The organism is Jiella mangrovi (assembly GCF_017815135.1).
In the GTDB taxonomy this organism is placed as follows: domain Bacteria; phylum Pseudomonadota; class Alphaproteobacteria; order Rhizobiales; family Rhizobiaceae; genus Jiella; species Jiella mangrovi.
Genome location: NZ_JAGJCF010000013.1, coordinates 46,006 through 58,815 on the forward strand (window position 1 = coordinate 46,006; position 12,810 = coordinate 58,815).

Annotated in this window: 12 protein-coding genes; 4 read left to right on the forward strand and 8 right to left on the reverse strand. The window is 63.3% G+C overall.

Going from position 1 to position 12,810, the window contains the following annotated elements:
* Positions 1–235: 235 nt before the first annotated feature.
* Positions 236–556 carry a 2Fe-2S iron-sulfur cluster-binding protein gene (locus J6595_RS15720; protein WP_209595532.1) on the forward strand — a complete coding sequence of 107 codons (321 nt, stop codon included), beginning with the start codon at positions 236–238 and terminating at the stop codon, positions 554–556.
* A 79-nt stretch (positions 557–635) separates the two neighbouring features.
* Here J6595_RS15720 and J6595_RS15725 read toward each other — a convergent pair whose 3' ends face one another.
* Positions 636–1,220, reverse strand: a complete 585-nt coding sequence (locus J6595_RS15725; protein WP_342453227.1) for a DUF922 domain-containing Zn-dependent protease — start codon at positions 1,218–1,220, stop codon at positions 636–638.
* A gap of 182 nt (positions 1,221–1,402) precedes the next feature.
* Between J6595_RS15725 and folP the strand changes: the two genes are divergently transcribed.
* Positions 1,403–2,263 (forward strand): dihydropteroate synthase, encoded by an 861-nt coding sequence (gene folP, locus J6595_RS15730; protein ID WP_209595534.1) that lies wholly within the window; start codon positions 1,403–1,405, stop codon positions 2,261–2,263.
* The gene (gene folK, locus J6595_RS15735; protein ID WP_209595535.1) at positions 2,260–2,763 is read left to right on the forward strand and encodes a 2-amino-4-hydroxy-6-hydroxymethyldihydropteridine diphosphokinase; all 504 of its coding nucleotides are present in this window, start codon (positions 2,260–2,262) and stop codon (positions 2,761–2,763) included. Before folP ends, folK begins: the two co-directional genes overlap by 4 nt.
* A 175-nt stretch (positions 2,764–2,938) precedes the next feature.
* On the opposite strand, the gene J6595_RS15740 is transcribed toward folK, so the two are convergent.
* The 4 genes from J6595_RS15740 to J6595_RS15755 form a co-directional block, all read right to left on the reverse strand.
* Complete coding sequence (locus J6595_RS15740) at positions 2,939–3,472, reverse strand: hypothetical protein (RefSeq protein WP_209595536.1); 534 nt, start codon at positions 3,470–3,472, stop codon at positions 2,939–2,941.
* A gap of 104 nt (positions 3,473–3,576) precedes the next feature.
* Positions 3,577–4,680, reverse strand: coding sequence for a YcjF family protein (locus J6595_RS15745; RefSeq protein ID WP_209595537.1), 1,104 nt, complete (start codon positions 4,678–4,680; stop codon positions 3,577–3,579).
* On the reverse strand, positions 4,677–6,128 hold the full coding sequence (locus J6595_RS15750) for a YcjX family GTP-binding protein (protein ID WP_209595538.1): 1,452 nt from the start codon (positions 6,126–6,128) through the stop codon (positions 4,677–4,679). The genes J6595_RS15745 and J6595_RS15750 overlap by 4 nt, the downstream gene beginning before the upstream one ends.
* A 103-nt stretch (positions 6,129–6,231) precedes the next feature.
* Positions 6,232–6,747: a SixA phosphatase family protein gene (locus J6595_RS15755; RefSeq protein WP_209595539.1), complete on the reverse strand. Its 516-nt coding sequence runs from the start codon at positions 6,745–6,747 to the stop codon at positions 6,232–6,234.
* Between the two features lie 341 nt (positions 6,748–7,088).
* Between J6595_RS15755 and dksA the strand changes: the two genes are divergently transcribed.
* Positions 7,089–7,505 (forward strand): RNA polymerase-binding protein DksA, encoded by a 417-nt coding sequence (gene dksA / locus J6595_RS15760; RefSeq protein ID WP_209595540.1) that lies wholly within the window; start codon positions 7,089–7,091, stop codon positions 7,503–7,505.
* An 814-nt stretch (positions 7,506–8,319) separates the two neighbouring features.
* Here dksA and J6595_RS15765 read toward each other — a convergent pair.
* The 3 genes from J6595_RS15765 to J6595_RS22975 all read right to left on the reverse strand — a co-directional run bounded on the left by J6595_RS15765 (position 8,320) and on the right by J6595_RS22975 (position 12,755).
* Positions 8,320–8,742, reverse strand: a complete 423-nt coding sequence (locus J6595_RS15765; RefSeq protein WP_209595541.1) for a hypothetical protein — start codon at positions 8,740–8,742, stop codon at positions 8,320–8,322.
* The gene (locus J6595_RS15770) at positions 8,739–9,668 is read right to left on the reverse strand and encodes a ParA family protein (RefSeq protein WP_209595542.1); all 930 of its coding nucleotides are present in this window, start codon (positions 9,666–9,668) and stop codon (positions 8,739–8,741) included. The genes J6595_RS15765 and J6595_RS15770 overlap by 4 nt, the downstream gene beginning before the upstream one ends.
* Before the next feature lie 222 nt (positions 9,669–9,890).
* The gene (locus J6595_RS22975) at positions 9,891–12,755 is read right to left on the reverse strand and encodes an ATP-dependent helicase (RefSeq protein WP_209595543.1); all 2,865 of its coding nucleotides are present in this window, start codon (positions 12,753–12,755) and stop codon (positions 9,891–9,893) included.
* Positions 12,756–12,810: the final 55 nt, after the last annotated feature.

Here is a 12,810-nt window from a genome sequence, read left to right on the forward strand (position 1 = left end):
CCATTCTGCGAGGGCCGCGTTTCATTCGCCGCGATGGAGTTTCGAGGTCTTGCGCGCGGGCACGTCGCGGCGCCTCTACGCAAAACTGGAGCGCTTCCAATTGACTCCCTTGGCTCTCGCTCTCTAACACCCATGCCTGGACGCTCGCTTTGGTCATGATGGACGCCCGGTCGGGGCGACGGTCGCGACCGGAAGCTGCGGCGCTAAGGTGCAACGAAAGACAGGGCCCTCCGCGATGACCAAGATCACGTTCCAGACCGTGGACGGGACACGCTACGACCTCGACGCCCGCGACGGGACAACGGCGATGGAAAACGCCGTGAAGAACGACGTTCCGGGCATCGAGGCTGAATGCGGCGGGGCCTGCGCCTGCGCCACCTGCCACGTCTATGTCGACGAGGCCTGGCGCGAGAAGGTCGGGGAGCCCGAGCCGATGGAGGAGGACATGCTGGACTTCGCCCACGAGCCGCAGCCCAATTCCCGCCTGTCCTGCCAGATCAAGCTTCGACCGGAACTGGACGGGCTGGTGCTTTATGTCCCCGAGAGGCAGGGCTGATCGGCCGCAGCTGACGTCGGCTGCCATGACCTGATTTCGGCCGCTGGCTTCGCGGTCGCGGAACAGGTCAGCTCGAGGCTCATTGCCCGCTCTGTTCGGAAAGGGCACGCGAGAGCGCCCGACGCAGACGGAAGTTCACCTCGCGGCCCTCGATCGTGTCGAACTCGATCTGGGCGCGTTCGTGGCCGGCGAGATAGCGTTGGGTCACCGTGTTGACCATCGCCTCCATTGCCGGGCAGGTCGGCTCGGTTCGCAGGTTGCGGATCGCCGATTCCATACGCTTCAACCAGTTCTTGGCAATGGCGGCGTGGCGCTGCTCATGGCGGCGGATGTCCTTTTCCAGCGTATCCCAGATCAGCCTGGTATGGGCCGAAGCCCGTTTCGACTGGACCCAGCGCGGCAGCGTCATCTCGAGATCGAGGCTGAGATTGGTCTTGTCGACGGCGCACCCGTCCGCGGTCGCCTTGTAGGTGACCTTGCCGTCGAACTTCACTTCCGTGGCACCCGGATGCCTTATCCCGGTCTCGGAGACGAACGGGCCACGCCGGTTGAGATCGCGATCGAGCTCGTCGAGCGTTGCGCCGCGCACGGCGAAATAGCTGGTCTTCTCCTTGATGCTCGCAGCTCCGGCGAGCGACGGCAGGCAGATCGTGGTCACAGCCACCAACAATGCAAACTTCGATACCATGCTCGCCGCCCCAGGGTTAGAAGTCGAATGAACGTTCCGTACGGTAGCCGAACGCCGCAGCGAAGCAAGCGCGGCGGCGGACACGATTGCGCAATATTTTCGGCAGGGTTACCCATTGGGCCAGGAGGCCGGAGAGGTCGTTCGACGAAGGGCAGGGGATGGACGTGATCACGCCGCGCGGCGGCATCTGGAAGCTCGCTCACGGCCGCAGCATCACGCTCGGCGAAACCGCGACCATCATGGGCATTCTCAACGCGACGCCGGACAGCTTCTCCGACGGCGGGCGATACGCTTCGGTGGAGGCTGCCGTCGACGAGTCGCTGCGCATGGTCGAACAGGGCGCGGCGATCATCGATATCGGGGGGGAGTCGACCCGGCCGGGGGCGACGCCGGTCGATGCCGCCGAGGAGCAGCGGCGGATCATGCCGGTGATCGAGGCCCTGGCGCGGCGCTCGGACTGCCTGATTTCGGTCGATACATACCGGTCGCAGACCGCCCGAATGGCCGTCGAGGCCGGTGCCCACATCGTCAACGACGTCCACGGTGCCCAGCGCGACATGGCGATCGCGAAGGTCGCCGCCGAAACCGGGGCGGGGCTGTGCCTGATGCATACAGGCCGCGACCGCGAGAAGCGCGCCGACGTCATCGAGGACCAGTTCGTCTTCCTGCGCCGGTCGCTCGAGATCGCCGGGGACGCCGGCGTCGCAGACGAGGCCATCGTTCTCGATCCCGGTTTCGGCTTTGCCAAGGACGGCCCAGAGAATCTGATCCTGCTCGCGCGCGTGACGGAGGTGATGGAGCTCGGCTATCCGCTTCTCGTCGGCACATCCCGAAAGCGTTTCGTGCGCGGCGCGATCGGCCGCGAGGATCCCGAGCCCGACATCGCCTCGGCGGCGACCAGCGTCCTGTTGCGGGAGCGGGGAGCCGACATCATCCGCGTCCACAACGTCCCGGCCAATCGGGATGCGCTTGCCATCGCGGACGCCATGCGGCGGGCGCTGAAGGGCGAGCGGTGGTGACGGCGCGCGCGCATCTCGGCCTAGGCGGCAATCTCGGCGACCCAGCCAGCGCCATGGCGGCGGCCCTCCGCCGGATCGATGCGCGGAAGGACTGCACGCTCGGCGCCGTCTCCCGCCTGTTTCGAACGCCGCCCTGGGGGAAGATCGATCAGCCCGACTTCCTCAACGCGTGCGCCGCGGTCGACACGGAGCTGTCGCCGCGCGCTCTTCTCGAGCTGTGCCTTGCCATCGAGCGGGACTTCAAGCGCGTGCGGTCCGAGCGCTGGGGACCACGTACGCTCGACATCGACGTGCTCGATTACGGCGGTCTCGCCTTTCACGACGACGAGCTGACACTGCCGCATCCGCGCATCGTCGAACGGGCCTTCGTCCTGGTGCCGCTCCTCGACATCGCGCCCGACCTTCAGATCGCGGGGCAGCAGGTCGCCGATCTCGCAGCCGCCGTCGATCGCGGCGAAATCACCGCCGTCTCGGATGATCGCGACTGGTGGAAGGACTGATACCGTCGGCCCCGGTCCTTGACCGGTGCCAAGAGAGCACCGCGCGATCGTCGCGCAGGCTTCATACCAATCGCCTGGAGGTCATTCTCCCGGGCCACCGGCATGACGTGAAACGCATGCGGCCCGGTCGGTCACCGGGCCTTGAAAGCGTTTGAATCTGGGTGTGGCGCCGAGGTCAGTTCGACAAGGCGCTCTGGCGCGTGCCGGCCGCTCGGGTGAGGTTCATCCCGATCACCGGAACGAGCTGCGAGGCGACACGCACCGAAATCGTAACGGCAAGCGCGTCGTCACCGGCCAGCCTTGCGACCATCGCCCCCTTGAGCTGCTTGCGGTCGAGACCGACGACCATGCGATCGCCGGAGACTTCGCCGGAGATGATGTCGAGACCTTTGCCCGCGGCGCCGTCCTGAAATTCGCCACGATAGCCGCGGCCCGAACGAACGACCTCCGCACGCATCGGCTGGGAGAACAGGCCAACGCGGCAGGAGCCTTCCAGCTCGACGCCGACCTTTTTGTCGTGCGGATTACCGGCGAAGCTGCAGACGAACTTCGTGCCCTTGTACTTCCCCGCGACGATCTCGCCCGGCCCGGTCCACTGACCGGTGACACGGCGGAAAAAGGCCTCGTCGCTGTCGGCCTTCGCTGGCGCGGCGTTGACGGCGGACAAGGCGAGGGTGAGAGCGAGACCAGCTGTCAACAGACGCGACATGGATGACCCTTCCTGGGTGGAAATCGTTTACCATGTGCATTGTCTCGTCAAAGGGTTAACCAAGGCTTTCCTTGGCCGTCGTTTCTCGTGGCGGCGCGGTTTCGTCAGGGCGCCTGTCGCCGGTCACGATCGGCTTCGGCGCCGGAATGGGCCGTCAGCTCGGCGAGTATCGCGCCGATCTTCGGGCGCTTGGCCCTCAGAAACGGCAGCGGACGACAAAGATCCATCGCGGCGAGGCCGACACGGGCGGTCAACAGCCCGTTGACCACGCCTTCGCCAAGGCGTGACGACAGCCGCGCGGCGAGGCCGTGGCCGATCACCTGCTGCACGAGACTGTCGCCGATCGCGATCGAGCCGGTCACGGCCAGATGGGCGAGGACATCGCGGATCAGCTTGAAGAGGCCGAGCGTTCCCGGCCTTGCGCCGTAGAGCTCCGACATCTTGCGGATCACCTTGACGTTCTCGAAGATCACATAACCGACATCGACGATCGCCTTGGGGCTGACGGCCGTGACCACCGAGACGCGCTTGGCCGAGGCGAGGACGAGCGCGCGTGCCTTGGCGTCCAGCGGCCCGAGCATGTGCTCTTCGGCGAGCGCAACGAGATCCGCCCCGTCGATGACCTCGTCCTTCAGTGCGGCCATCCGGGCGCGGCCGCGGGCGGTCTCGGGCCGGTCCGACAGCAAAGTCTCCAGCGTCGCGACGGCGAGCCTGGCCTCGGGCAGGCTGTCGGCGCGATAGGCCGCGAGGGCGCGCCTGCGCTCCCGATCGACAGCCGCAAGCCGCATCATGCCGATGGCCTCGCGGATGACGATCCCGACGAGGGCGAGGAGCGCCAGCACGGCAAGGGCGAGGGCGGTCCAGCCGAGCCACTCGGAGCGTTCGAAGACGTCCCTGACGATGGCATCGACGGCGAGGCCCGCCGCAATTGAGAGAAGAAGGCCGAGCGAAGCGGCGAGAAGCTTGCCGAAGGAAAACCGCCGGCCGGTTTCAATCACCGGCTCGCCATCGGTGAGGACGTCGTCGTTGATCGCGTCCTCCGGGTCGAACTCGATCGCCTCGATGGTCGCGATCGAACGCGGCATGCGGGGCGCAGACGCCGCCCCTGTCTCGTCGCGGCCGGGCCGCTCGCTCGCGCGGGACTGCGCCTCGCCGGGAAGATCGAAGGCGCCCGGTGCGCGCCGGCGGCCATTGCGCTCGTCGCTCATTGCAACCTGTCTCCCACGAGAAATTCCAGCGTCCGGTCGAGCCGGATATGCGGCAGGGAAAGCGTCAGGCCCTCGGCGGTCTGCTGCAAGCGCGGTGGACGGAAGCGCACGAAGCGCAGCGAGCCGGGCTCGACCCCGCCGGCCGGATCGAACAGCTTGCGCGGATCTGCCGGCAGATCGCCCGGAAACACCGCCGTCTCGGCCTTGCCGTCGAAGGTCCGCTCGCCGATCGTCTCGCCGGCAGCGGGCGTTCCCACGATGACCGGCAGATCCTCGCCCGCATCGTTGATCGTCGCCTCGCGCGTCGCGCGCACGGCGGCCATCGCCAGCACTTCGGTCTTCGCGCCGGAAAAATTCGCGCGGGAAATCGCGTCGTCGACGAGCCCGCGGACGATCGCCTCGAGCCTGCGGTGGCTCTCGCGGTGGAGATGGTCGGCCTTGGTCGCGCAGACGAGGATCCGGTCGATGCGCCGTGTCAGGAACGAGCCGAGCCAGGTCGAGCGTCCCGGCCTGAAGCAGGCCAGAATGTCGGTGAGGGCGGTTTCGAGATCGGCGACGGCCTCCGGCCCGGCATTGATCGCCTGGAGGACGTCGACCAGGAGGATCTGCCGGTCGAGACGGGCGAAGTGGTTGCGGAAGAAAGGTTTGACCACGACGGTCTTGTAGGCCTCGTAGCGACGCGAAAGATGCGCCGCCATGGAGCCCTTCGGATAGGTTCTGCCGGGTTCCACCGGCAGTGGCGCGAAGGTCAGCGCCGGCGAGCCGTCGAGATCGCCCGGCATCAGGAACCGTCCGGGCGGCAGGGTGGAGAGCGCGGTCGTATCGGCCCGGCAGGCCTTCAGATAGTCCGCGAAGAGCACCGAAAGATCCCGCGCCGTCACCTCGTCTGCCGGGGCTTCGAGATCGACCTCGGCCAGCTTTGCGAGAAAGGCCGCCGCCTCCTTCTGCCGAGATGGCAACCGCGCGCGTTCCAGCGATTCCGCAGAAAAGGTCGCGAAATCCTTGTCGATCAGCGGCAGGTCGAGCAGCCACTCGCCGGGATAGTCGACGATGTCGATGGTGAGTTTTCCGCCCGGCAGCATGCGCCGGAAGGCGGACGCCGATTCGAAGGCGACGGTGAGGCGCAGTTCGGAAATGGCGCGGGTCGATTCCGGCCAGACCCGCTCCTCGACGATGCGGCGGATGTGATCCTCGTACTGAAACCGCGGCACTGCGTCGTCGGGCTGCTCGCGCAGATCCGCACCCAGAATGCGGCCGTTCGCCTGCGCCTTGAACAGGGGCAGCCGCCCGCCGGCCAGGAGATTGTGGACGAGGGCGGTGATGAACACCGTCTTGCCGGCACGCGAGAGGCCGGTGACGCCGAGCCGCAGACTGGGATGAAAGATCGACGTCGTCCGGTCGGCGAAGTTGTCGAGAACGAGGCGGGCCTCGTCGGCAATCGATGTCATTTGTGGAGCTGATCTCGAAGGCGGGAGGTCGGATGAACGGAAGCCTCGATATAGGCATTCCCGTCGGCGCTTCTAAGGGCAGGTCGTCGCGACAGGCGCAAAGTCAGGGGCGCAGAACACGCATGAGCTGCCCGGCTCCCGGCGCGATCTCGGCAAAAGGCCGGTCGAGCGCGACCACGGCGAGGGCACAGGTCGGAAACCCCGTGGCAATCGCGGCAAGCGCGTCCTCGTCACCATCCTTGGCGAGACCGCGGGTGAAATCTTCCACCATCGGGTTGTGCCCGACCAGAAGCAGGGTCGAAACGCCGGCCGCGGCCTTCGCGGCAGCCGCCATGTAGGCTTCGGCACCCAGCGCATAGAGATCGTCGGAATATTCGAGCGGCACGTCCTTGCCAAGAACCGCGAGCAGCGGCGAGAGCGTATCGACGGCGCGGGTCGCCGTGGAGCAGACGATGGCGTCGACGCTCAGCCCTTCTTCGGCAAGCAGGGCGGCGAGCCGCCCGGCATCCTCCTCGCCGCGCCCGTCGAGCGGCCGCTGATGATCGCGCTGCCCGGGCTGCGCCCAGGACGAATGCGCGTGACGCAGGATCAGAAGACGGGGGCCGGACGACGCGTTCATCCGAAGATGGATAAGCCGAAACCTTGCGGCGGGCAATCTTTCGACGCGCCGACGCCTCGCGCCCGGCGGCCAGCCCCCGGCTTTCCCGGCGAAGAGCACGGCCCTTGTCGACAGACTCAAGTGCTCGTTGCATCGCATTTCCGGCAAATTTGGCGGGGTTCAACCCTGCGTGACGCTGGAAAGAGAAACGCCACGACTTTCGCTCCGCACCTCACCTTTGGCGAAACGTCAAGCAAATCTGTAGCTTAGAATCGTATCTTCTTCATTCGCTGTGGCGCAAACGTAACTTGTTCGTCTCCCAAACCGCCGCTATAAGCGCGCCAGCGAGATGGAGGTGCGTAATGAGCGAGACACTCAATACCGATCTGACGCTGTCTGAAGACGGTGCATTCATGAATGACCGTCAGAAGGACTACTTCCGGCGCAAGCTTCTGACGTGGAAAGCGGAAATCCTGCGCGAGGCGCGCGAGACGCTCGACGCGCTCGCCAACGACAACAGCAATCTTGCCGACGTCGCCGACAGGGCGTCCTCCGAGACCGATCGGGCGATCGAACTGAGAGCCCGCGACCGCCAGCGCAAGTTGATTTCCAAGATCGACTCGGCCCTCGAGCGGATCGAGGACGGCTCCTACGGCTATTGCGAGGAGACCGGCGAGCCGATCAGCCTCAAGCGCCTCGACGCCCGCCCGATCGCGACGCTGTCGCTCGAAGCCCAGGAGCGCCACGAGCGCCGCGAGAAGGTCTATCGCGACGAGTAATCGCCGCGCGCGCCTAAGCCCGCGCCTGATCGCCTGATCCCTTTCGTTTCGCCGCTTTCCCTTCTTGTCGCCGGGTTCCCGGCGACTCCCGACAATCGACGCGCGAAAGCTTCCCCGCCGGCCAATCTGCCGCGGAGGTTTGCGCCGTGTCGTGGCCGCCCTATTGCCTGACGACGGGACGGCGGGATGCCGAAAGTAGACTCTCCGAACTTCTTGTTGATACGGTCCGCCTCCGGCATCCCGCGCGGTGCGTTACGGCCGCGAATGCATTGCTTCCACCCGCTGCCTTTGCGGCGACCCCAACGCTTCCGCGGCGGGGACGGGTCGTCACGATGGCGGCTGGCGCTTCAGAGGTGCCCCGTGAAGCGGACCGATCCGCACACCTTCCGCATAGTTGAGGGGGGGCAGCGGCCTCGCAACCATCCGGGACGCCGCGCCCTCTGGAAGAGCGCCACGCCGCGGACACCGCCCGCCGGCCCCCGAACGATAGCAGGTCGTTCATTCGTGCCCGTTCCGTGTGGCGGCGCTTGGAGGATGGTACGGGCGGGGTGATGGGCGTGGAAATATTTTTTCTTGAAAGTGGCCGCTCATCGTTCAGCGACTACCGTCAATCGGCATGTATGAGTTCGGTGTCGACAACATTTCGTTCGAGATCTTGTCTAGGCTTGGGTTGAATCAATCAAGCGACGGGGATGTGCGCAAGGCGTAAGGTAAAATTTCAGCAATAACATTCCTTGATGTTCCAGAGATCGTAATATTAATTGTAAATAAATGAATCAAAAAGAACTACCAATCGAAAATAAGTATATTTGAATCAAATGTCTCCTCCCGATGATTCGCTCGCTTTTCCCCTAATTGCCTTTGAACGCAGCTTGTACCCGACGCTCGAATCCACTATCTTATCCACTAATTCTCTAGCATCCTCCCTTTTTGAGAGGGGCAATTTGAGTTGCCGTGCAATCAATTCAAGATCTGCCTTCTTAGTCGCGACCCGATCCAGGTAGCGCTCCACTTCCTCGCGAGTTTCAAATTTGTCAAAGAACTCAGCGTCAACGTGGTTGAAGTTGCTTACATGGCTCTTCTTCAAGCTGGGGTTTGCATCATATTCTCTGCCATTTTTTACTCGGCGCAAGGCGATATATGCAGCGTCGATCGTCGCCATATCGCCGCCTTTGATTATCTCTGAGACCAGCTTGACGAGGTTGGCAATTTTCAGATGCTCGGCCACCAGAGTCATACCTCCAAATCAATCAACTGCGCGAATTCCTCTGCAACCTTTTCAAGGCCCTTGACCACATTTTTGTAGGTGGATTGGCTTTGAGGGCGCAATACAACGGGTACTCCCGACTCAGGCGCGCTTGCAAACAAAGTGTCGTTTCGTTTGATGTAATTTTCGAAAACGTGCAGTCCACCTTGTCGTTGAATTTGTCTTATGTAAGCGCTTTGAGCGTTGATCGGTTCCTCGCTCCTCTCTTGTATCATCGTAAAGAGAACGCCAATTGTCGCTGGCTCAATCTCTTCGAACTCGGTATCCTCCGCCCCAGAGAATTCGTTATAGTCTTCAATTAACTCGTTCATGCTGCGTATAAGATAATCGATTCCTAGGGTGCTCAAAAAATCTGGCCGGGTGGGTACTAAAACATAGTCGCTTGCGACAATGGCGTTCTTCGTGACAATATTGAAATTAGGGGGGCAATCAATGATAACGACATCAAATTCATTTTCATCTATCTCGTTTAGGCTTTCGACCAGTCTTCGATGGACTTTCAAAAAGTTGTTTTTGGTCTGCTTCATGTTTGCGCCGCCTAGCAGAGTTGCTAGTTCGAGATCTACATTTATCAATCCCAGGTGCGACGATATGAGAGAGAGTTTGCCATTTCCGCTCAGGGCAGAAGCAACCCGGCTTGGTGAAAATATAAGACGATTAATATCGTAATTTTCTCCATCTACAAAAGAGTCAAATATCTTTTTAATTGTTTTGTCGTCAGCATAATCCGCTTGCCACTCGTCAGGACGAATAAAGGAGAACGTTAAATTTGTTTGCGGATCCAGGTCTATGACTAAAACTTTCAAGCCTCTAAATGCCAATTCGGCACCGATGTTGCTGGTTACTGTAGTTTTTCCCACGCCGCCTTTGTAATTGATAACGGACACAACTTTCATATTTATACTCCATACCATTCATCTAAAATTAGACCAAATCACGCTTTATTCCCTTTAGGGAGAGAGATGGGCCAATGTCAAGTTGTGAAATGATAGAACAATAACATTTAAATTGCGATTCTATCTCCTAATCATGGTGCCGTTACAAATCGATTCAGCGTAGACGATCGCGTGCGTCGGTTCACGTTAGATGAGACCTATTGTCGTTGATACGCCATTTCCTCACACCGCCTCCACGAACCCCTCCAGCACGCGCTTTTGCCCGGCCTTGTCGAAGTCGACGGTGAGCTTGTTGCCGTCGACGAGGGCGACGGTGCCATTGCCGAATTTCAGGTGGAAGACGCGGTCGCCTTGCGCAAAGCGGCTTTCGTGGTCGGCGACGGATTTGGCGACGAGTTCGCCCTGGATCTCGCGGGGGCCGCCGCGTTTGGCGGAGGAATATAGGCCGAAGCCTTTTTTCGGGGGCTGGTTGTGTCCGCGGCCGGGGCGGGATGACGGATTATCGTCCATCCGGCCGGCAAAGCCGTTGCCGCCGGAGCCGCGGGTGCCGGGTTCGGCGTCGTAGCTGATCTCTCGCGTCCGACCGCCGGACCAGCCGTCGCCGCCGCGCCGCCCGCCTTGGCCGGACGCACCATCGGCAAAGCCAGCCTGTGCTGCCTGGGCGCGCTTCCAGCCGGGGGTCGAATAGGCTGATTCCTTGAAGGCGTTGCCGCCGTCCCAGCGTGATGAGCCGTAGCCGCCGAAGCCGCCGGCGCCATAGCCGCCATAGGAGGTGTTGGCCTCCATCACCTCGACATGGGCCTCCGGCAGCTCGTCGAGAAAGCGCGACGGGATGGTGGACTGCCAGAGCCCGTGGATGCGACGGTTGGAGACGAACCAGATCTTCACCCGGCGCTTGCCTCGCGTGATGCCGACATAGGCGAGGCGGCGCTCTTCTTCGAGGCCGGTGCGGCCGCCTTCGTCGAGGGAGCGCTGATGAGGAAAGAGGCCTTCCTCCCAGCCCGGCAGGAAGACGGTCTCAAATTCCAGCCCCTTGGCCGAATGCAGCGTCATGATCGAGACGGCGTCGGTCTCGGCGTTCTGCTCGGCGTCCATGACGAGGGCGACATGTTCCAGGAAGGAGGGAAGCGACTCGTACTCCTCCATCGAGCGGATCAGCTCTTTCAGGTTCTCCAGCCGCCCCGGCGCCTCCGCCGAGCGGTCGTTCTGCCACATCTCGGTATAGCCACTCTCCTCGAGAATCTGCTCGGCGAGCTCGGTGTGCTTCATGGTCGGCAGAAGCTCGGACCAGCGGCGGAAATTGGCGATGAGGGCGCGCAGCGTGTTGCGGGGCTTGGGCTTCAGCTCCTCGGTCTCGGTCATCTCGCCGGCAGCGGCGATGATCGGGATCTGGCGCTCGCGGGCGTAATCATGAAGGAGACGGATGGTGGCGTCGCCGAGCCCGCGCTTCGGCGTGTTGACGATGCGCTCGAAGGCGAGGTCGTCCGCCGGCTGGCAGACGCAGCGGAAGTAGGCCAGCGCATCGCGGATCTCCATGCGCTCGTAAAAGCGCGGGCCGCCGATGACGCGGTAGTTCAGCCCCATGGTGACGAAGCGATCCTCAAAGGAGCGCATCTGGAAGGAGGCTCTGACCAGGATCGCCATGTCGTTGAGGTCGTGATCCTCGCGCCGCTGCAGGTCCTCGATCGCTTCGCCGATGGCGCGGGCCTCCTCTTCCGAATCCCAGCCGGCATTGACCTCGACCTTGGGGTCCTCGGGGTCCGGGGCGTCGGTGAAGAGGGTCTTGCCGAGGCGGTCCTCATTGTGGGCGATGAGATGGGAAGCGGCGCCGAGAATGTGACCGGTGGAGCGGTAGTTGCGCTCCAGCTTGATGACGGTGGCGCCGGGAAAATCCTTGTCGAAGCGCAGGATGTTATCGACCTCGGCGCCGCGCCATCCATAGATCGACTGGTCGTCGTCGCCGACGCAGCAGATGTTGATCTGCTGGGGTCGGTTTTCGCTCACGGCCGAGCGCTCGCTCTGCTCGCTGGCCTGCACGGGCGCGGCCGGACCGGCCGACGGGCGGTCGCCCTTGCGGCCTTCGGCCGGAATGGGCGCGGAGACCGACGCGTCGATCTCCCCCCTTGAGGGGGAGATGCCTGGCAAGGCAGAGGGGGGTGCCTCGGCACGAACGTTTCCGAGCGTAGCGCCCGGCGCGCCCCCCTCTGGGCTGCCGCCCATCTCCCCCTCGAGGGGGGAGATCGCAGCTTCATCGCCTTGCCCTCTGGAGGGGCGTTGCGCCAGAAGCCGCAGCCACAGATACTGGGCGACGTTGGTGTCCTGATACTCGTCGACGAGAATGTATCTGAAGCGGCGGTGATAGTCGGCGAGGACGTCGGGATTGGCCCGGAAGAGGGCGATCGGATGCATCAGGAGGTCGCCGAAATCGCAGGCGTTCAGCGTCATCAAACGCGCCTGATAGGCGGCGTAGAGATCGCGGCCCTTGCCGGCGAAGGCCCGCGCGTCGCCTTCGGGAATATCCTTCGGCGACAGGCCCTTGTTCTTCCAGCCGTCGAGCATGTTGGCGAAGGTTCGGGCCGGCCAGCGCTTGTCGTCGAGATTTTCGGCGCGGATCAGCTGCTTGATCAGGCGGATCTGATCGTCGGTGTCGAGGATGGTGAAGTTCGGCTTCAGCCCGACGAGTTCCGCATGTCGTCGCAGGATCTTCACGCCGATGGAGTGGAAAGTTCCGAGCCACGGCATGCCTTCCACCTGACCGCCGACCAGCATGCCGATGCGGGTCTTCATCTCGCGCGCCGCCTTGTTGGTGAAGGTGACGGCGAGGATCTGGCTTGGATAGGCCCGTCCGGTGGCGAGGATGTGGGCGATGCGCGTCGTCAGCACCCGGGTCTTGCCGGTGCCGGCGCCCGCGAGCACCAGGACCGGGCCCTCCGTCGTCTCGACCGCGGCCCGCTGCTCGGGATTGAGGCCGGACAGATAGTCCGGCGCGCCGACTGCGTTCGGTCCGCCGCGGGCGGCCATGGCACGGGCCGCGATGCCGCCCTGCCGGGGCATCGCGGCGGGCACTGATTCGTTGAAATCGCTCATGGATCGCAATGTAAGCAATCGGCCGGCGAAGACCAACGGCGGTCTGGACGCAGGC

What these genes read in the sequence shown, in the direction of transcription:
- J6595_RS15720 (WP_209595532.1), top strand. Translation starts at nt 236, where the DNA reads ATGACCAAGATCACGTTCCAGACCGTGGACGGGACACGCTACGACCTC.
- folP (WP_209595534.1), top strand. Translation starts at nt 1,403, where the DNA reads ATGGACGTGATCACGCCGCGCGGCGGCATCTGGAAGCTCGCTCACGGC.
- J6595_RS15740 (WP_209595536.1), bottom strand. Translation starts at nt 3,472, where the DNA reads ATGTCGCGTCTGTTGACAGCTGGTCTCGCTCTCACCCTCGCCTTGTCC.
- J6595_RS15745 (WP_209595537.1), bottom strand. Translation starts at nt 4,680, where the DNA reads ATGAGCGACGAGCGCAATGGCCGCCGGCGCGCACCGGGCGCCTTCGAT.
- J6595_RS15750 (WP_209595538.1), bottom strand. Translation starts at nt 6,128, where the DNA reads ATGACATCGATTGCCGACGAGGCCCGCCTCGTTCTCGACAACTTCGCC.
- J6595_RS15755 (WP_209595539.1), bottom strand. Translation starts at nt 6,747, where the DNA reads ATGAACGCGTCGTCCGGCCCCCGTCTTCTGATCCTGCGTCACGCGCAT.
- dksA (WP_209595540.1), top strand. Translation starts at nt 7,089, where the DNA reads ATGAGCGAGACACTCAATACCGATCTGACGCTGTCTGAAGACGGTGCA.
- J6595_RS15765 (WP_209595541.1), bottom strand. Translation starts at nt 8,742, where the DNA reads ATGACTCTGGTGGCCGAGCATCTGAAAATTGCCAACCTCGTCAAGCTG.
- J6595_RS15770 (WP_209595542.1), bottom strand. Translation starts at nt 9,668, where the DNA reads ATGAAAGTTGTGTCCGTTATCAATTACAAAGGCGGCGTGGGAAAAACT.
- J6595_RS22975 (WP_209595543.1), bottom strand. Translation starts at nt 12,755, where the DNA reads ATGAGCGATTTCAACGAATCAGTGCCCGCCGCGATGCCCCGGCAGGGC.